Here is a 19,333-nt window from a genome sequence, read left to right as displayed (position 1 = left end):
AGAAAAACGTCTGGTTTGAGTCACCTAACGCCTTAAGGGAACGGGCAGCTTAGAAAAAGTCGTCATCTCCTAATGCACGTCTTAACTCGGCGCGTTCGAGGTAATCTTCTAAGCGCTTCTTAATTTCGCGCTTATGTTGCATTGCCTCGGCTGCTTTGCTGTTTCTAGGGGTGGTCATTGCCTCAATTTCAGTATCGTTGGGCACGACTTCAGTAATATGAGCCATAACGAATTCCTCATGTTGTTCCTAACGCCTTTCTATCTAAAAAGAGTGTGGCAGAAAAGCAAAAAATTTTGCGAGTCAACGTAAAATTTTCTTCCCGTCATCTCAGGGGCAAATCCTTCCGTTTTGTGGGTTTTGGAAGGGTAACTCAGTTATTTCATTTTTTACTGAATTAGGTGATTTTACCTATAACTCTTTATTTTTGTATTTAAGTTAATTCCTACTTAAATAGTCGGATAGACTTGAATTTGCTTAAAAGTCGAACAACACTTGGGGGAGATAACACAAATGTGACTGTGCTAGGGAAGCCAACATGGACATGGATCGTGCGCTAGCGTCTTTCGACCCTCCAAAAAGTTTTTTTATCAGTGTGCTCCGTTCAAGCTGGCTAATGTTTGTCGCGGCAATCATCTTTATGGGTATTTCTTGGTATGTTCTAGAGGAATATTTACGGGATAGGGGAGAGGAGCGATTCAAGAATAATGTACAGGATTTAACCGAGGCAGTGAGTCGCAGAATGACTGCCTATGAGCAAGTATTGCGTGGCGGTGCAGGGTTGTTCTTGGCATCTAACGGTGTTACTCGGCATGAATGGCAAACCTATGTTTCTAACGCACGCTTGTCTGACTACTATCCCGGCATTCAAGGTTTAGGTTTTGCTCAATTTGTAACGCCAGACACCTTAAATGCTTTTACCTCGGCAGTTCAGCAAGAAGGCTTCAGCGACTTTAAAGTAACTCCTGTCGGTCATCGTGAACTCTATTGTGTTATTAAATATTTGGAACCTTTTGACTGGCGAAATCAGCGAGCGTTTGGTTTTGATATGTGTTCGGAATCAACTCGTCGAACCGCTATTTTACATGCTATATCAACGGGTTTACCTCAAGTCTCTGGTAAAGTCACCTTAGTGCAAGAAACCCCTGATGATACCCAAGCTGGCATTCTTATGTATCTTCCTTTGTATCATGGCCAACCTACGACTGAAGCTGAACGTGTGAAGCAGGCCTTAGGGGTCGTTTATGCTCCTTTTCGTATGGACGACTTAATGCAAGGGATTATGGGGAAAAGATTTTCCGGTCTAAAACTTGCCATTTATGATAGTTCCGAGGCAAGTCATGCCAATCTGATGTTCAGTTCCCACAAAAACCTTCCCTCATCGAAGGACGTTTTTTATCAATCCCAACTAGAAACCATGGAAGGGCGTACTTGGCGGCTGGATATTTCCTCTGAATCACGCTTTATTTCAAGCACTGAGCAAACACAGAGTATTTGGTTGCAGGTAATTGGTAGCGCATTTGTGCTGGCTCTATTTTATGCCGTTATCAGTATGGCTCGTAATCGCTATCAAGAGTCGTTATTAGCGGCAGAATTAATTGCTAATGAAAAACGCTTTCGCTTAGTGATTGAGGCTTCGCCGAGCGCGCTTTTTATGGTGGATAGAACTGGCGCTATTACATTGGTTAATACCCATGCAGAGAGTCTGTTTGGCTATGCACGAGAGGAGCTACTTGGTCGCTCAATTAATATGCTGTTACCCGAGTCCAGCAGAGGGATTCATCAACAGCATTTAGCCCGCTATATGGTTCATCCCATCGCGAAGAATATGTCGATGCGTGATGAGCTTTTTGGTTGTTGCAAGGATGGCACTTTGCTAGCAGTTGAAGTTGGTTTAACTCCCATTCATTTCAGTAACGGGATTTATATATTAGCGACAATTAATAATGTTTCAGAACGTAAAAGAATTGAAGCGCAGCAAATTGAACATACGGCTGAGTTAGAACGGATTAACCAGGAGCTAGACAGGTTTGCTTATATTGCCTCCCACGACTTGAAATCTCCCCTTAGGGGAATTGAACAATTGACGAACTGGTTGAATGAAGATCTTGCCGATAACACAAACGAAAACGTCCAGAAATATTTAGGGTTAATTCAAAGCCGTATCCAAAGAATGGTGCTGTTACTGGACGGTTTACTCATGTTTTCTCGGATAGGCAGAGTCGATACTGAAATCGTTCAGGTCGATTCGCGACAGCTTATTGAAGATATGTTCGCATTAGTCGCTCCCCCACAGGGATTTGAGCTAGTGCTTGAAGGAGATTTTCCACAATTTGCGACGGTTAAAACGTTGCTTGAGTTGGTAGTTAGAAATTTAATGAGTAATGCTATTAAGCACCATGATAGGGGCTGTGGAGTTCTCAAAATAGTCTGTGAAGCCCAAAAATCGTCGTATTTGTTTAGTGTCATTGATGATGGCCCTGGCATTTCAGGCAATTTTCATGGGAAGGTTTTTGAAATGTTCCAAACGCTCAGGCCTAGAGATGAGGTTGAGGGGAGTGGTTTAGGCTTATCACTCGTTAAAAAGACGGTAGAAAGCCTTGGTGGGAAAATTCGACTAGAATCAGAAGGGCGAGGATGTTGTTTCCGGTTTAGTTGGCCGATGCGCATAGTCAACAAGGAGGGGATATGAGCAATAGTCATGACTATAAACAGGTCACCATTCTATTAGTGGATGATGATGATGTGGATTATATGGCCGTTCAGAGGGCGATGAAGCAACTGCGACTGCTAAATCCTTTAGTGCGAGCAAGGGATGGGCTAGAGGCGCTAACGATTTTAACTCATTCAGATGCCATAAAAGGTTCTTATCTAATCTTACTCGATCTTAATATGCCCCGAATGAATGGATTTGAGTTTCTCGAACATATTCGTTCTGACCCGACCTTGTCTTCATCGGTTGTATTTATGCTGACAACTTCAAGCACAGATGAAGATCGGATGAAGGCATATAGCCACCATGTTGCTGGTTATATGGTGAAAACCGATATCAAAGATGGCTTCCATAACATTTTTAATATGTTAGAAGGCTACTGGCGGATCGTGGAGCTTCCAAGCGTATAGGATCTATCTATGGATTTACTACTGATCGATGATGATGAAGTCGATAGAACAGCCATCATTCGCGCATTAAGACAGTCAAAATTAGCATTTAATGTCATTGAGGCTAATTGCGCTTTTGACGGCCTAAACTTGGCTTTAGAACGCCACTTTGACGGCATATTACTCGATTATCTATTGCCAGATGCTAATGGATTGGAAGTACTGATCAAACTCAATTCAATGACTCAAGAACAAACCGTTGTGGTGATGCTGAGTCGTTACGAAGATGAAAAGTTGGCTCAACGTTGCATAGAGTTAGGTGCGCAGGATTTTTTACTGAAAGATGAAGTCAATTCAAGAATCTTAAGCCGTTCAATTCGCTACGCTAAGCAGCGCGCATCCATGGCATTGGCTTTAAGAAATAGCCATCAAAAACTCAAAGAGTTAGCTGAACACGATTCTCTGACTAAATTAATGAACCGTTATGGTTTTGAATTATGTTTAAACCGCGCCATTGCAAGGGCAAAACGTAGCAATGATTTTTTAGCGGTGATATTACTCGATCTGGATGATTTTAAAGCAATTAATGATACTTTAGGCCATCAGACTGGAGATATTTTACTCGTGAAGGTGGCATCGAGACTCAGTGCCGTTTTACGTGATGGTGATGTTATTGCCCGTTTAGGGGGCGACGAATTTGTCGTGCTTGTGACAGATAATGACTATAAATATTTCCCTATGATAGTGGCTAATCGGCTACTTAAAGCATTTGAAGAAGTGTTTTGCCTTGGTGATAACGATGTCATGATTGGTGCCAGCATTGGAGTGGCCTTTTACAACGAGGCCGCATCCGATAGCTCTGAGTTGATGAAATGCGCCGATATTGCCATGTACCGTGCCAAAAAAATGGGCCGTAATCAGATCCAGTTTTATTCCGAGGCATTAGATAAAGAAGTTCGCTATCGAAATCATATTGAATCCAGTCTGCGGATTGCTTTAAGACAGAACGAGCTAAAAGTTTATTATCAGGTACAAGTGGATGCTAAAACTCATCAAATGGTGGGGATGGAGGCGTTGATCCGCTGGTTGCATCCGCAAGATGGTTTGATTTCACCGGATCAATTTCTGCCCATCGCTGAAGAAATTGGTTTGATGGAGGAAATCGGGGATTGGGTATTACTGGAAGCTTGTCGGCAGGCGCAGCTCTGGCTCAGTCAATTAGCCCCTTTAGGACACAGTTTTACTATTGCCGTAAATCTATCAGCCTCTCAAATTGGGCATATCGATTTGTATGAAAAAATTGCCCATGTGCTTGAGCAAACTGGCTTAGCCCCAAATGCACTGGAGTTAGAAATTACCGAAAATTGTTTGATTGAAGAGCCCCATGAACACGCCAAAATCCTTGATAAAATTGCGCAACTGGGAGTGAGATTTGCGTTGGATGACTTTGGCACGGGTTTTTCATCCCTCGAACATATAAAGCTATTTCCAATCAGTGTGTTAAAAATCGATAAGAGCTTTATTGCTTCCTACGATAAGGACGAAAAGGACACTCGTTTGCTTACTGCACTCCTTAACTTTGCCTATGGTTTTAACGTTACTTCTGTTGCCGAAGGAATTGAAACCCTTGAGCAAGCAGAATTTTGCACAGTGAGGCATTGCAACTTATTGCAAGGCTACCTCTTTTCTCGTCCTGTAGAAGCAAGTGAGTTTGAGGCAAAGTACATCACCCCATTGCTGCCTAAATAATGAAGCCAAATTGTGAACATTATCTTACGTTTGGTTAAGGCTTAGGTTTTCGTCTGGTGGTGAATATTTTCTTGCTTTACACTGAGCCATAGACAAATATCTGCGCCCCTTTCTGATGCAACTCGCTCAGAACTTCAATCTACAGTGTTTAATTTGGTCATTTGGCAATGAAAATAGGTATTTTATCCCAGTTCCCAGAGTTGTATTCCACTCGACGTTTAGTTGCGGCCTGTGAGGGTCGTGGACATGAAGCCGTGGTTATTAATACCTTGAATTGCTACATGAATATCAACTCCATCAAACCGAGCATTCATTATCAAGGTCAAGAGCTGACTGGTTTCGATGCGGTTATTCCTCGTATTCACGCCAGTGTGACTTTTTACGGTTGTGCTGTTGTGCGCCAATTTGAAATGATGGGGGTATTTGCCGCTAACGATTCGATTTCAATCGCGCGCTCGCGGGATAAGTTACGGGCGCTACAATTACTTTCCCGCAAGGGTATTGGCATGCCTATCACAGGGTTTGCGAATAAACCTAATGATATTCCCGATTTGATTAACATGGTGGGTGGCGCGCCTTTAGTGATTAAGTTACTGGAAGGCACGCAGGGGATTGGCGTGGTGTTAGCCGAAACAAAAACCGCTGCCGAGAGTGTGATTGAAGCCTTTTTAGGGCTGAAAGCTAACATCATGGTGCAGGAATATATTAAGGAATCCAACGGCAGCGATATTCGCTGTTTTGTTGTGGGTGACAAAGTGGTTGCTTCGATGAAGCGTCAGGGCCCCGAAGGGGATTTTCGTTCCAATTTGCATTTAGGTGGCTCTGGGGAAAAAGTTAAAATTACGCCAGCAGAGCGCAAAATGGCGGTCGCCGCTGTTAAAGCCATGGGATTGGTGGTCGCAGGCGTCGATATTTTACGTTCTAATCGTGGTCCGTTGATCCTTGAAGTCAATTCGGCTCCAGGGAATGAAGGGATAGAGCAGACCACTGGGATTTCGGTCACCGAACCAATTGTGGAATATATCGAGAAGATGGTATCTGCGCGTAAATCGAATCGTGCCGTGATTGCCTAACAAAAAACGCCGCGATTATCGCGGCGTTTTTTAGTGTTAAATTTTATAAATCAAAACCGTAGGAGTAGCCAAGGACGACTTTGGCATCCTCACCATTGAGATCCGTATCCGACACCATAAATGAGACAGTTCCTATACTGGTGTCAGCACTCAGGGTAACGTTGTAATCTGCGTAGTTATCTTCACCAAACCAGGACTCAACCACATCCCCGCTGGAATAGCCGTAGTGCAGTGACAGGCTGAGTTTGTCGGTTAATGGGAAGGATGCTGTGGCGGCAAGATAACTCATATCTTTATCATCTAATGGATCAGCAGCTACATCATCACCCGCATTGATTACATGGGAATAGCTGAGTTCAAACCATTTCCAAGTGATGGCGCCATGCAGTTCACCAAAATCGATGCTGCCTTCAGCATCGGGGTAGGCGTAGTAAAGGTAGCCAAAATCGTAGCTGAGATCTTCGGTAATATTGCCGCCATAACCAGCATAGAGGTCTAATTCATAACTGGTATCATCCCCAAAGTCGACATTTGATGCCCAAGTGCCAGCATAGAATCCGGAATCATGGCTATAATCTAGGCCTCCTTGGATTGCGACCGCATCTTTGGTTTGAGTCACTCCGCGCCATAGATAGTTAGAGGTGCCACCAATATTGCCTGATACCGCCGCAAAGGCATTGGTGGTTAGTAATAATCCCGTTGATAATGCCAAAACGCTGCACAGTGATTTTCTCATTCTCATCCCCTCGATTGACTTATTTATTGATTCACTCATGCCACCTAGGAGCGAGTGACATTGGTGCATCATGGTTTTTTCTGATAAGGGAATTGCTAATCACATGCCATTATTTTAAATGCTTTAAAAACAGTGTATTAAAAAAAATATGTTAATAAAATGTTTTTAAATGCTCAAATATAGAGCAGTGTGCGCACCGTGTTTGTGCAAAAAATCAGCTTTTGTGTTTTGAATGAGGTAAAAAAAACACCTCACGAAGAAGGTGTTTTATATAACGAATATCGAGCAAATTAATTCACGCTATCACGCAGGGTTTTACCCGCTTTAAACTTGGGTACAATCGCTTCAGCAATCTGAATTTCTTTACCCGTTTGAGGGTTACGTCCTGTACGAGCTGCACGAGTCGTGGTTTCAAAAGAGCCAAATCCAACGATAGAAATTTTGTCACCGTTTTTCATTGATTCAGTAATCGCTGCTTCGAAAGATTTCAATGCACGTGTTGCTTCAGCTTTTGTGATATCGGCATTTTCTGCAATCTTGGCGATAAGTTCTGTTTTGTTCATTTTTATTGTCTCTTCTTTCCGTAGATTTATTAAGTCAGCGTGCCTAACATGCCACAAGGTTTAGTCGTTGGAAAGCCTTTTGCTACGGGCTTGTGTCATCTAAGTAACAAAATTGGAGGCTATTTTCTCCATTCGTGACTTAGGTTTTATTCTTCGAGCAATTGATATAAGAGTTGTTTGACTAATTTGGGCTCGAAGGGTTTATCGCATAATGCATTCACACCTGCCTGAGATACGTTGCTTAAGTGAGCATCGTTGGCCTCGGAAGACACCATTAAGATAGGTACATGGGATTGTTGGCTTTCGCTACGGATAAACTGAGTGAGCGCCAGACCATCGACGCTTGGCATATTGTAATCGGTAATGATCAGATCAAACATATTGTTACGCATCAACTCAATTGCTTGGGCGCCATCTTCTGCTTCAGTAATCTGCTTAATCCCTAGGTTACCAATAGTACGCTTGATGACATTACGTGCCATGCGGCTGTCATCGACCACCAGCACACGCACGTCGTGGACATCGAAGTGGCTTAAATCGAGTTCATCGTGACTGAGCAGATCGATCGTTGCATTTAGTGCCTTGCCTAAGTGTTCTGCGTTAAAAGGCTTGGGAAGGATTGCCACCACTCCTGATTGACGGAAAATCTCTAACTGCTCACGACGGCACTCGCTCGAAACCAACATAAATTGAATGTCTTTATATTCACTATTGGCTCTTAAGTAACTTAAAAACTCTGTTGCGGTGCCATCTTCAAAATACATTGCACTGGCGATGAGATCCGGCTTATGCCGAGCAATAACTGTCTTGGCTTCTGCGATATTGGCAGCACTTTCGATGCTAATAATGCCTTCTTGCTGTAAGCGCTTGATAATGATTCGGCGCTGGGTTTCCGATGGCTCCACAATAAGCATCGATAATTCGCTGGGCGATAAATGAGTCATAGTTACAAATAATCTGGTCTTTTTAGAGAGGTGTTAACTTAGGTGAGAAATAACTTCTTCGCAACATATTCGTTTAGCTATTTGTTTTTGCAGTTAAATAATCTCTCGTTATTCGAGAGAAGGCTATCCAATATTGAATCATTAACAGGGAAATGATGCTTATCACTAAGGGGAGCATAGGGATATTGTGGCCTTCAATCACCACTTTGACGTCCTGCGGGGTAATTTGATAGGCGATAATGGCAGTAACCCCTAGTGCTGACAGGCCTAAGGTTTGTAATCCAATATAAATTTTCAGCACTAAGCTAGACCAAGGTGCTTGCGTCAGTATGCCAAATAATACGGGCAAAACGCCTAAGCTAAAGAGATCGAATGAACCCGTGGCAACCGCACGTAGCAGGGCGATAATGGCAAAAAGGGTATAAAGGGCAATTAATAAAATAAGGCGTTTAGGCATTGGCTTGGGTTTATGGGTTATTTTTAGTGGAGCAAGTGTAGGAAAAGCCCCGAACTGAGTCCAGCATAACCGTATTATCATGTAGAATACGCCTGTGCTTGAGCATTCAATATTAGGTTAAGTGATGACAGAAATAGAATTTTGGGACTTAGTGACCCGCAGTGAGCCAGCGCAATCCCAGGAATCTTTAGTGCAGGCATTAAAGCAAAAGTTAGCAGCGCTGAGTGACGATGAGCTAAAAGCCTTCGATAAATTGTTTGGCCAGCAGATGCGTCGAAGCTATTTATGGTCGGTATGGGGAGCGGCTTATATCATCACTGGCTGTGATTCCGATTATGCCTTTGCTGAATTTCGCGCGTTTCTGATTTCACTTGGGCAGGCGCGTTACGAGGCGGTGATTGCCAATCCCGATACTTTGGCGCAGTTATCAGCATGGCCCGAGAAAGACGGCTACGCCTATCCTTTCATCGAAGATTACGACTTGATCGCGGGTCAACTATTTGAAGACAGAACGGGTAAGGAGTTGCCTTTTATTCCGTCGGGTAAGGCGACGCCAGCAGGTAAAAAATTTAGCACTAAGCCCAAAGATTTAAAGCAGCAATATCCTGAGCTTAGCGCGCGTTTTCCGTTTTAATTTGGCTTACGAGCGTAAGCAGGCATTGCTACTCACATCGAAGGTCATTCCGTAGCGAGGGCAAGTTTCGCGCATCAGTTGATGCTCTTGCTCCGCTAATTGACGGCTAAATTCTTGGTCGAGCTGTTCAGTCATACGATCTTCTGCCTGCTGTTGTGACCGTGCAAGCTTGTTAAAGTGCGATTTCACCACTTGCTGCTGCGCAGCACTGAGCGTGGTGGCATGGCTAGGTAAACTGATGAGTGTGCCTAGGGTGAGCAGTGTCAGTAAGGCAAACTTTGCCATCATAGGTTGCTGCAGATTTGTGGTTGTTAGTTTCATAGATAAACTCCAAATTTAAATTACCGATAATCGGTTAGTCTTTAAATCGTCGTTTGGCTTTATACAGTGCATCCATGACAAACAAAACCAAAGGTATTGCTGAGAAATTAAGCATACTGGAGGGATCTTGAACCTTGGCTGAACCGCTATCTTACTGCTCGTTTCGCATCTCTTGGCATTGAAATCCCTGTTTACGGGAGTCAAATCCACACTTTAGACCGCACTCCCAAGGCACATTATCGTAAAAAGATGACTGCTCTTTGGCGAAGTCTCGACAGGTTTCATAACTGTCAAAATTATCTGTTTTCTTATATTTACCTGAATCGTAACCATGGGTATAGATGAAGGACGACCAATTTTCAGGGCGCGTGTCCTTCTCCCCTGAGGAGATAAACCAAATCGCGCTGGCAAAACAAGTAAACAGGATTAATACAAACACTGGTACAACGGGGAATTTCATTTTTAATTCGTGGTCATAATCGAGTGTGCGAAGAATAATACTTTTTTACGTAATATGCGCGTTAAAAAATCACAAATTAATAACTTTATCTCTTATTAGGTATTGGATACAAAAAGATACGAGTTTATCCGGCATAATATATAATATTTACTAATCTATACAAAAGCTTACTCAATCAAGGCTGTGATGAATAGCATTTTGCATTAAGCTGAAGTTCAGGTTAGATTTTGTACGGTATATGGCAGAAACAATGAGGCCTAGGAGGCAAATATGAAAGTTCAGTTCCTATTACTCGCCAGTGTGTTGAGTTGCAGTGCTGTATGGGCCGCAGACGAGGCGAAAACCGACCCCGTGACAGAAGATGGGGTTGTTAAGATTGTTTGGCAAAATCCAAAGGATTTCCGTGACATTAAGTCGTCCGGCGAGATCCAATCCCGTTATGAACAGCGTTTATTTGATACCTTAACCGCGAATATCAATAAAGAAGCGGCAAAGGTTTTAAAACCGAATCAAAAATTAGAGATGACGGTGACCGATGTAGACCTCGCCGGCGATATGCGTCCAACCTTTGGGGCAACCGCCGATGATTTACGGGTGATCAAAGAGCTTTATCCACCACGCATGACCTTTAGTTATCAAGTGCTTGAAAATGACAAAGTGATCATCGCCGGGGATGAAAAGCTCTCCGATATGGGCTTTATGACGGGTATTCAGCCGTTAAATGACAAACCATTTAACTATGAGACCAAAATGCTAAGTGATTGGTTAAAAAAGACCGTTGCACCGAAACTCTAGTCTGATAAAACCAGCCTAGGCACTCAATGCTTGGGGGCTCATGTCTCTCTCTTCTAACAGGCAAAATCCGTTACTCGCGGATTTTGCCTGTTTTTTTGCCTTGGCACTTAAGGTCGATAAGCTATGTTCATTGCAGTTATAGGTATGGGCGGGAGTAAGGACGCCGACACACAGGCTGATTAACTTGTGATAACAGGCTTGTCCTTGCCTGTCATCGGCGAGCATTTCTTGGGCTTGCCAATGCTCTGCACTATAAAAGAGCGACTTGTTGGCCTCAAACTCCGTCAATATGCGTTGGCAGCGCTCGATGAGTTGCTCACAGGTGCTGATCACCACAAAGTCATCGCCACCGACATGGCCGATAAAACAGTTGTCAGTTTTATACTTCACTAACAGATTGGCGACCTCGCAAATCACCTCATCGCCGCGGCAGAAACCGTAAATATCGTTATAGGGCTTGAACTGACAAAGATCAAAATAGGCCAAGTAGAAGGGCTTTTGTTGGTTTCGGAGGCGTTTGAGTTCTTCCTGAATAGGCACATTACCGGGTAAATCCGTTAACGGATTGGCATGCCTTGCCATCTTGATCCTGTGCTCGGTGATCCGCTGTAGCAAATCTTTGGTGTGGCCGATGCCAAGCAATTTGCCCCGACGCAGAATGATAAATTGCTGGGCGACGGTATTGGCGCTCTCCGAGGTCAGTAATTGACTCACAATCGACAGGGGCTCGTTGGCTTCAATCTGCAACACTTGCGGGTCCATCACTTCACTGACGGCGTGGTTTTCATGCAATGCTCGACCATAGGGCGTGCTAAAAAGCTCCAACAAAGTCGCTCTGCTAATAATCCCCAGCGGCAGTTGATCTTGCACCACAACCACGGCCTGTAAGGCGGGTTGTGAGCTAAAAGTATCGCTTAGGTGCTTAAGCTTGAGTGTCGGCACCACTGTAATGGCGCTGGTGCAGAGGCTTTCGGCGGATTCACTGTATCTGGGCTGAACTTGAGTATTATTCGGCACTAAGGTCGCTTTCATCGCGCGGCTCGGCAGTGCCTCCGGGCGTCCGAGTAAATAGCCTTGGCAATAAACTATGCCTAGCTGTTTGAGTACGGCGAGTTCCTCTTGGGTTTCAATCCCTTCGGCAATCACTTTGCAGGTGAGGCTTTGACACAGTTCGACAATCGAGCGCACAAATTCTTGCTTAACTGGAGTCGAATCGATTTGGTGAATAAAGTGGCGATCGATTTTTACATAGTCGGGCGATAACTCAGACCAGAGCCGTAAACCCGAATAGCCCGCACCCAAATCATCGATAGCGGTCATAAAGCCTTGGCTGCGATAGTGATTCAGGCAAGATTTCAGTAAGTCGATATCTTCGGCGGGATATTGCTCCGATAACTCAATCACCACCTGTGAAGGTGAGATCCCAAGCTGCTGTAACAGTTGCAGCGTCATACCCTTAGGATGGGTGGGATCGAGCAGGGCCTTAGGGGAAATATTAATAAACAAACGGCCTTGGAACTGGCGCAGTTTGAATTGCTCCAGCGAAATGCGGCGGCAGAGTGTCTCGAGTTCGCTCAGTTTGCCCTGATGTTCCGCGGTTTTAAACAGCGGAATGGGTGAGTACAGCGGGCTGTGCTCAGGCCCACGGCTGAGCGCTTCAAATCCGTGGATCTTGTGTTCCAAGATATTGAAAATAGGCTGAAAAAGCGGGCTGATAGCCCCCTTTGCGATTATCTTATCAAGCTCTTTTGCCAGATCTAAACTCGTCATTACTTCAGCCCCCACGACAATGTTTGCGGAGTCTATGACTTAGAAATGACAAAATGATGACAATTTTGTTTGCCAAAAGTCCGTGTACAGGAAATGAGAGCAAACGCTGAAATTGATGATATTTCAGCGTTTATTGAATTAGCTTTGCTTTTTGAAGGCGTGCAGGGTTTTGAGAAGGGTGGCCAGTTGGCGCACTAAGGTTTCCAGTGCGGCTGGATCTAGGCTGCTCTGTTGTTGCAGCTTAGTGAGGTCGTCCACCAATTCTTGCACATAGGGCAAAAAGCGGTTGCTCGACACGATAAAGCCTTGTTCGGCGGTGAAGATGCTGGTGAATTTCCCATGGCCCGCTTTTTTCAATTCATCTAACTTAGCGTCAGCGTCTATGGCTTGGCGATAGGCGATTTGAAGATTTTCTTTCAGTTGCTCTATAACCTTAGTGTGTGGCATAACAGCGTCTCATTGCAAAATTTGCAGGAATTATAAGGGGCAAAGGATATGGCAACAAGTCGGTGGCGACTATTACTGGCACTGTGCGGCGTCGCAATGTTTACCAGTGCGTCGAGTTGGGCGGCACAGACGGATAAACCGCCGTTTTATCAGGTGCAATGGCAGGGGAAATCCGCTTACCTGTTGGGTTCGATTCATATTGGCCGTGCCGATTTTTATCCTATGCCAGCGCAAGTGGAAGCGGCATTTGCCAAGTCCAAGGGATTGGTGGTTGAAATCGATACCAATAAAATCGACAGCCGTGCCCTATTGCAAAAGTATGGTATGGCGACTCACGCACAGGGGCTCGATTGGCAGAGCCGAGATAAACAAACGATAGAGGTGATGCGCCACTATTGTGAAGACAAGGCCAGCCTATGCCAGTCGATTCAAGCCTTTGCGCCTTGGTTGCAGGCATCTCAACTTAATCTATTACGTTACAATGGCTTAGGTTTTAGCACCGACTATGGTGTCGATATGCAGTTGCTTGGCCGTGTCGGTAAGCCTGTGTATCAGCTCGAGACGGCTGAGTCGCAGTTCCAATTGCTGGCCTCCTTCGATAGCCAGGCCCAGTGGTCTATGGTGCGCGAAGCCATTAATGCCTCTGATGCCGAACTACTCTCACTGGTTGAGGCGTGGCGCTCCGGTGATGAAACTGCGTTGGATACTTTGATGCAGGAGCAGCTTGGAGGGGAGGGCGACACCCTGATGCTGGATAAAATTCTCTGGCAGCGCAATAAAGTCATGGCCGATGGCATGATGAGGTTAATGACCGCAGAAGCCGCCAGCGAACCGCTATTTGTGGTGGTAGGCGCAGGCCATGTGGTGGGTGATAAAAGCGTGGTGCAGTTACTTAAACAGAAGGGCGCCACCGTAATCGCCTGTTGGCGTGAGCAATGTGACTGATATAGCTATATGACGGATGATTGGGGGGATTCTGGATTTGAATGCACTGGGGTTGAATACACTTAGTGAACAGAACTAGGGTCGAATCATATGGTGATGAAACAATAAAGGACGCTTTGGCGTCCTTTATTGTTTCGCGACATTAGTGGGATGCATCTAGAGTTGCGGCGCTTTGCCCCAGAAAATGCACATAACGACCGAGCGAAATATAGGGCTCGCGTTGGGAATATTCGAGCTCCATCGTCAGCAGCTTTTGATAGTCAAAATCCGCGGGCTGGTGTTTTTTCAAATAGTCGTGAATGACTCGCACGCCCGACTCGCGCAGCAGATCCATATTCCATTCGGCAAACCATTGTTTGACATCATGAATATAAAGCGGGTGCGTCGGCGTGAGGCGCACCTTCTTCTTCACCTTAAGATCGGCGGCAACATAGTCGAAATTACCCGACACTAACGCATGGAAGCGCATTGCCTCTTTATTGTAAAACATCAGCGAAAACAGCCCATTGGGCTTAAGCATGGTTAGCAAGCCTTCCATGGTGGTTTTCGCATCGGCCAGCCATTCGACTACGGCATGGCAGAGGATGAGATCGAATCTGCCATGTTCCTTGACGGAGAGGGCTTGAATTGGCGCGTGCACCAAACGGATAGCCAATGGCGCGTTGCTGGCATCGATTTGTGTTTTCGCTTGGGCGAGCATTTCGGCGGAAATATCACACAACACCACTTCATGGCCCAGACGTGCCAGCTTTTGGCTGAAATAACCAAAACCGCCGCCCGCATCTAAAATCCGCAGTTTTTTATCGCCAAATTGCGCCAAGGCGGGAGCGAGATCGCGCCATAACACGGCTGCACGGATTTCACCTTTAGGGGTGCCGTAAATGTTCTTCGCGAACTTTTGCGCGAGTTTATCGAAATTCTTATCTTGCACGGGTTAACTAAGTTAAAGACTGGGGGCAATAGTGTGGCACAGGCGTAATCTTTTCGCACTCGCAGTGTGGATAAGGCAAAGTCATACAGGACAATGACTTTATAATATATTGATTTTTAATGAGATAAAAAATCACAGTAAAGTTGGGGATATCCAGAACTCTATCCCCTGGGGTATAATCACGCCGTTTTCGATAAACCTGACTCTAATATACCCAAGCGACCTGAAGATATGAGTTTCAGAGCGTCTAGGGGGCTTCAATTCAAGGCGCATCAATGAAAGAATGTCGAGCACCTTGTGAATTGATGCAACACCGAAGTGGAGTGCCCTAGGCGCTCCGTCTCGGCGGGTTTTAACGCTCTTTATGCTGTGTTGGTTATTTTTGACTTAGACCACTAGGTCTGCAAATAACCGCCTTGCCTAAAGAGCGTTACATTCCCGCTGAATCCTCATCTTCAGGTTGTTTGGGTATAATTGTCCATTCGGTGAGTCAGCATCAGCCCTTTTTAGACACAGTTTTGCCTGTTTTACACTCGTGAGCTTTTTGATTTTTCAGATGTTATGCATCTGTACGGGGTATTTCTGGTTATTTGTGCGTAGGGATAGTTAATTAAAAGGTACTCAGACTTGAATAATGCATATTGTGTTGAATTGAACGCGATGCCCTCGCTGTTTTCTCTTTATCGCAAGATTTTCTTTGGTCGTAAACCCGGTTGGGATCAACAGCCCTTGCCTTATATCAAGGTGTCGGCGCCCAATGTGCAAGTGTCCGAGGCCAAAGTTAGCCAATATGCCCAAGTGTGTGGCTTTGATTTCAACGGTAAAATATTACCGCCAACCTATTTGTATGTGATGGCATTTCGCCTGCACGCGGTGATTTTTACCCACGATGGTATTACCTTCCCGCTGCTGGGGATGATCCATTTAAAGAACCGTATTCAAGTCTATCGTCCGACGACAGTTGATGAAGTGTTCTCCCTCGAATGCGCCTTAACCACCAGTCGTGAAACCGATTCAGGCTTAGAGTTTGAATTTGTCTCTAAGGTTTTTGTGGGCGAAGAGCTAGTTTGGGAATCGCTGTCGACTTACCTCTATCGTATCGAGACCGCTGGCCGCCGCGTTCGTCCACCTAAGGCGCTCGGGATGGCTTGGGACTCGCCCCAATCTTGGGAGTTGAGTGAAGATTTAGGCCGCCGTTATGCCAAAGCATCAGGCGACTATAACCTGATCCACCTGCATCCCGTGCTGTCGAAACGTTTTGGTTTTGACCGTGTGTTGGCCCACGGTATGTGGTCTAAGGCGCGCTGCTTAGCAGAATTAATGCCTGAGATTGGTGAGCGTCCCTTCGTGGTCGATGTGGCATTTAAGTTGCCGTTACTGATGCCCGCCGAAGTAGGATTTGGTTACGAAAAATCACAAGACAAGTGGGTATTTGAGCTACGTGATAGTAAAGGTCGCAGACCGCATCTTAGTGGTGAAGTGCAGCTTTAAGCATGATGAAAACGGCGCCTAAGGCGCCGTTTTTGTTGGTGTTGTTTGCAGTGCTAAGGCACGCTGTGTCCGGTTGATGCTTGCCAGATACTAAACCATTGCTGTCTGTCTAGGGTGAGTGACTGCGAGGCCACCGCCGTTTTTATCCTCGCGATATTGCCACTGCCGATAATCGGCACGGGCCGACTCGGTAACATCTGCACCCAGGCATAAATCACTTGGCTGATATCTTGGGCGCCAATCTCATCGGCGATGTTCGCTAAGGTTTGTTGCAGGCGAATGGCCTGTGGATGGCTATTATCAAAGATCTTGCCGCCGCCCAAACAGGACCAAGCCATAGGCCGAATGCGCCGCTCCTGACATAAATCGAGAGTACCATCGTGCATACTCGCCATTGCCAGCGGTGAGATTTCGATTTGATTGGTGACTAAGGGGTCAGTTAATCTCGACTGCAATAATGAAAACTGCGCGTTGGTGAAGTTAGATACCCCAAAGTGTTGTACTTTGCCCGCCTGTTTTAAGTCAGCAAAGGCGTCGGCCACTTGATCGGCGTCCATCAAAGGATCGGGTCTGTGGATCAGCAGCAGATCTAAATAATCGGTTTTCAGCTGCTTTAGTGATTGCTCAACACTGGCAATAACATGCGCCTTGGAGGTGTCGTAATGGTTTACATAGCGCTCGGGACGACAATCGAAGGCGGGCTTAATGCCGCATTTGCTCACCAATTGCATCTGCTGTCTTAAGGCGGGTTTTAGCGCTAACGCCTCGCCGAACAGGGTTTCGCACTGGTATTGGCCATAAATATCGGCGTGATCCATAGTGGTCACACCTAGGTCTAGGTATTGTTCTATCAGGTTAAGCCGCTCGGAGGGTGACATTTGCCAACTGTGCATTCGCCAAAAGCCAGCAACAAACTCTGAAAAACTAAAAGGGGATCCGCTCATGTTGTTTCTCTTTTGGGAATCTGTATTTTGTAGGGGAAAGGACCCGAGTCGATTTATTTGATGCAGATTAAGGAATCGCTCATTAACCCTTTCGATGGCTATATATCTTAAAGCTAATCACCTAATATCCGCCATATTCAATCAGTCGTTGCTGATACCAACCGATTTTGCATACCTATTTTGTATTCCTTGTCTAGAGAGCAAGGTACTCAAGGGAGAGATGACCCCATGCTAACCGATATGGATATTTCGCGCCGCGCGCACCTAAAAGATATTGCCGCGCTTGGCGCCGAATTTGGGTTATTGCCCGATGAGATGCAGCTATTTGGCACGACTAAAGCCAAGGTAGATTTACGTGTGCAGCAGCGTTTAGCCGAGCAGCAACAGGGCAAACTGATCATTGTCACCGCCGTGACGCCAACGCCCCACGGCGAAGGCAAAACCGTTACCACCATTGGTTTAACCCAATCCCTCAAAGCGCTAGGTAACAAGGTGTGCGCCTGTATTCGCCAGCCCAGTATGGGCCCAGTATTTGGGGTGAAAGGCGGAGCCGCTGGTGGCGGTTGCGCCCAAGTGGTGCCCATGCAGGAGCTGAATCTGCATTTAACAGGAGACATACATGCCGTCAGCAGCGCCCATAATCTTGGCGCGGCAGCGATAGCCTCTCGGCTGTACCATGAAACGCGGTTAGGCAAGGTCGAATTTGAGCTGCAGTCTGGGCTGAGTTACTTAGATATAGCGCCTAACGGCATCCGTTGGCACCGAGTGGTCGATCATAACGATCGCTGTTTACGTGAGATTGAAGTCGGGCTAGGTGAAAATAATGGCCCCGCTTACACCTCTGGCTTTGATATTACCGCCGCCTCCGAGTTAATGGCGATTTTGGCGCTCAGCCGTAATCTAGCAGACATGCGCACGCGTATTGGCAAGCTAGTACTAGCTGTGAATCGCCAAGGTGCGGCTATTAGCGCGGAAGACCTTGGAGTTGCCGGCGCGATGACGGCGATCATGGCGGATGCGGTAAAACCTACCTTAATGCAGACCTTAAACGGTGCGCCTTGTCTTATCCACGCAGGGCCCTTTGCCAATATCGCCCACGGTAACTCGTCGGTGATTGCCGACGATATCGCCCTAAAACTGGCCGATTTTGTAGTGACGGAAGGCGGTTTTGGCTCCGATATGGGGTTTGAGAAGTTTTGTAATATCAAGGCGCGCCAGTCGGGGTTAACCCCGAGTGCCGCAGTGTTAGTCACCACCTTAAAAGCACTGAAGGCCAATAGCGGCTTAACTTCGGATACAGATATCAATGCGCCCGACCAGGCCCGTCTCGAGGCGGGATTTGCCAACTTAAACTGGCATATCAATAATGTGGCGCGTTACGGCATTCCCGTTGTGGTGGCCATCAATCGCTTTGCAACCGATACACAGGCAGAGCTTAACTGGTTGATTGAGGCCGTTGTGGGCACTGCTGCCTTTGGCTGCGAGCTTAGCGAGGCGTTTAGCCAAGGAGAGGCGGGGGCGTTGGCCTTGGCGAAAACCGTCATGCGCGCCTGTGAGCAGCCAAGCGAGTTTACCCTACTATATCCCGATGAAATGGCGCTTGAGGCGAAATTATCCACCTTGGCCGAGGTCGGTTATGGCGCTGCAGGGGTAAGTTTTTCTGAGACGGCTAAGCTGCAATTACAGGAACTCAGTGCCCTTGGTTACGCCCATTTACCTGTCTGTATGGCGAAAACCCCCTTATCCATTAGCCATGACCCTCAACTTAAAGGCGTGCCGCAAGGTTTTACCGTGCCTGTGCGCGAGTTAGTGTTAAATGCGGGGGCAGGATTTATTACCGCGCTGGTGGGGAATGTGATGACTATGCCTGGGCTTGGATTAGTTCCCGGCTATTTAAAGATTGATATCGGCGCTGATGGCGAGATTACTGGTTTAGGTTAATATAATTAACAGTTTGAATATAATGAAAAAGG

Annotated in this window: 20 protein-coding genes; 9 read left to right on the top strand and 11 right to left on the bottom strand. The window is 46.0% G+C overall.

What is annotated here, in order from left to right; all coding sequences use genetic code 11:
* Positions 1-49: 49 nt before the first annotated feature.
* Entirely contained in the window at positions 50-226 is a 177-nt protein-coding gene (locus SHD_RS22085) for a PA3496 family putative envelope integrity protein (RefSeq protein ID WP_011621344.1), read from the bottom strand.
* A 310-nt stretch (positions 227-536) separates the two neighbouring features.
* Here SHD_RS22085 and SHD_RS20245 point away from each other — a divergent pair, with 310 nt between their 5' ends.
* From SHD_RS20245 to rimK, 4 genes are all read left to right on the top strand, one after another.
* Positions 537-2,690 carry a CHASE domain-containing sensor histidine kinase gene (locus SHD_RS20245; RefSeq protein ID WP_023268835.1) on the top strand — a complete coding sequence of 718 codons (2,154 nt, stop codon included), beginning with the start codon at positions 537-539 and terminating at the stop codon, positions 2,688-2,690.
* Complete coding sequence (locus tag SHD_RS20240) at positions 2,687-3,121, top strand: response regulator (RefSeq protein ID WP_023268834.1); 435 nt, start codon at positions 2,687-2,689, stop codon at positions 3,119-3,121. Before SHD_RS20245 ends, SHD_RS20240 begins: the two co-directional genes overlap by 4 nt.
* Before the next feature lie 9 nt (positions 3,122-3,130).
* The gene (locus SHD_RS20235; protein ID WP_023268833.1) at positions 3,131-4,849 is read left to right on the top strand and encodes a putative bifunctional diguanylate cyclase/phosphodiesterase; all 1,719 of its coding nucleotides are present in this window, start codon (positions 3,131-3,133) and stop codon (positions 4,847-4,849) included.
* Positions 4,850-5,016: 167 nt separating this feature from the next.
* Complete coding sequence (rimK, locus tag SHD_RS20230) at positions 5,017-5,922, top strand: 30S ribosomal protein S6--L-glutamate ligase (RefSeq protein ID WP_023268832.1); 906 nt, start codon at positions 5,017-5,019, stop codon at positions 5,920-5,922.
* Positions 5,923-5,965: 43 nt separating this feature from the next.
* On the opposite strand, the gene SHD_RS20225 is transcribed toward rimK, so the two are convergent.
* The 4 genes from SHD_RS20225 to SHD_RS20210 all read right to left on the bottom strand — a co-directional run bounded on the left by SHD_RS20225 (position 5,966) and on the right by SHD_RS20210 (position 8,622).
* Positions 5,966-6,658: a TorF family putative porin gene (locus SHD_RS20225; protein WP_039978813.1), complete on the bottom strand. Its 693-nt coding sequence runs from the start codon at positions 6,656-6,658 to the stop codon at positions 5,966-5,968.
* Between the two features lie 290 nt (positions 6,659-6,948).
* Positions 6,949-7,221 carry an HU family DNA-binding protein gene (locus tag SHD_RS20220; protein ID WP_023268830.1) on the bottom strand — a complete coding sequence of 91 codons (273 nt, stop codon included), beginning with the start codon at positions 7,219-7,221 and terminating at the stop codon, positions 6,949-6,951.
* Between the two features lie 146 nt (positions 7,222-7,367).
* Positions 7,368-8,165: a response regulator gene (locus SHD_RS20215; RefSeq protein ID WP_023268829.1), complete on the bottom strand. Its 798-nt coding sequence runs from the start codon at positions 8,163-8,165 to the stop codon at positions 7,368-7,370.
* Positions 8,166-8,238: 73 nt separating this feature from the next.
* Positions 8,239-8,622, bottom strand: a complete 384-nt coding sequence (locus tag SHD_RS20210) for a hypothetical protein (RefSeq protein ID WP_023268828.1) — start codon at positions 8,620-8,622, stop codon at positions 8,239-8,241.
* 124 nt (positions 8,623-8,746) lie between these two features.
* Here SHD_RS20210 and SHD_RS20205 point away from each other — a divergent pair, with 124 nt between their 5' ends.
* Positions 8,747-9,256 carry a DUF4240 domain-containing protein gene (locus SHD_RS20205; RefSeq protein WP_023268827.1) on the top strand — a complete coding sequence of 170 codons (510 nt, stop codon included), beginning with the start codon at positions 8,747-8,749 and terminating at the stop codon, positions 9,254-9,256.
* Between the two features lie 6 nt (positions 9,257-9,262).
* On the opposite strand, the gene SHD_RS20200 is transcribed toward SHD_RS20205, so the two are convergent.
* Both SHD_RS20200 and SHD_RS20195 read right to left on the bottom strand, forming a co-directional pair.
* A complete protein-coding gene (locus SHD_RS20200; RefSeq protein WP_023268826.1) occupies positions 9,263-9,577 on the bottom strand; it encodes a hypothetical protein in 315 nt (104 codons plus the stop codon).
* A gap of 151 nt (positions 9,578-9,728) precedes the next feature.
* Entirely contained in the window at positions 9,729-10,037 is a 309-nt protein-coding gene (locus tag SHD_RS20195; RefSeq protein ID WP_023268825.1) for a hypothetical protein, read from the bottom strand.
* Between the two features lie 270 nt (positions 10,038-10,307).
* Between SHD_RS20195 and SHD_RS20190 the strand changes: the two genes are divergently transcribed.
* A complete protein-coding gene (locus tag SHD_RS20190) occupies positions 10,308-10,832 on the top strand; it encodes a DUF3016 domain-containing protein (protein WP_023268824.1) in 525 nt (174 codons plus the stop codon).
* A 15-nt stretch (positions 10,833-10,847) separates the two neighbouring features.
* Here SHD_RS20190 and SHD_RS20185 read toward each other — a convergent pair whose 3' ends face one another.
* A complete protein-coding gene (locus SHD_RS20185) occupies positions 10,848-12,602 on the bottom strand; it encodes a GGDEF domain-containing protein (protein ID WP_023268823.1) in 1,755 nt (584 codons plus the stop codon).
* Between the two features lie 138 nt (positions 12,603-12,740).
* Positions 12,741-13,049: a hypothetical protein gene (locus tag SHD_RS20180; RefSeq protein WP_011715755.1), complete on the bottom strand. Its 309-nt coding sequence runs from the start codon at positions 13,047-13,049 to the stop codon at positions 12,741-12,743.
* 48 nt (positions 13,050-13,097) lie between these two features.
* Here SHD_RS20180 and SHD_RS20175 point away from each other — a divergent pair, with 48 nt between their 5' ends.
* The gene (locus SHD_RS20175; protein ID WP_039978808.1) at positions 13,098-13,994 is read left to right on the top strand and encodes a TraB/GumN family protein; all 897 of its coding nucleotides are present in this window, start codon (positions 13,098-13,100) and stop codon (positions 13,992-13,994) included.
* 142 nt (positions 13,995-14,136) lie between these two features.
* Here SHD_RS20175 and SHD_RS20170 read toward each other — a convergent pair whose 3' ends face one another.
* Entirely contained in the window at positions 14,137-14,925 is a 789-nt protein-coding gene (locus SHD_RS20170; RefSeq protein ID WP_023268821.1) for a methyltransferase domain-containing protein, read from the bottom strand.
* Positions 14,926-15,585: 660 nt separating this feature from the next.
* On the opposite strand from SHD_RS20170, the gene SHD_RS20165 reads away from it, so the two are divergent.
* Positions 15,586-16,416, top strand: coding sequence for a MaoC/PaaZ C-terminal domain-containing protein (locus SHD_RS20165; protein ID WP_023268820.1), 831 nt, complete (start codon positions 15,586-15,588; stop codon positions 16,414-16,416).
* 53 nt (positions 16,417-16,469) lie between these two features.
* On the opposite strand, the gene SHD_RS20160 is transcribed toward SHD_RS20165, so the two are convergent.
* Positions 16,470-17,360, bottom strand: a complete 891-nt coding sequence (locus tag SHD_RS20160) for an aldo/keto reductase (protein WP_023268819.1) — start codon at positions 17,358-17,360, stop codon at positions 16,470-16,472.
* Positions 17,361-17,588: 228 nt separating this feature from the next.
* Here SHD_RS20160 and SHD_RS20155 point away from each other — a divergent pair, with 228 nt between their 5' ends.
* Positions 17,589-19,301, top strand: coding sequence for a formate--tetrahydrofolate ligase (locus SHD_RS20155; RefSeq protein WP_023268818.1), 1,713 nt, complete (start codon positions 17,589-17,591; stop codon positions 19,299-19,301).
* Positions 19,302-19,333 lie beyond the last annotated feature (32 nt).

Source organism: Shewanella decolorationis S12, from assembly GCF_000485795.1.
Classification (GTDB): domain Bacteria; phylum Pseudomonadota; class Gammaproteobacteria; order Enterobacterales; family Shewanellaceae; genus Shewanella; species Shewanella decolorationis.
Note: the sequence above shows the minus strand (reverse complement) of the source record. Positions and strands in the feature narration are given on the sequence as shown.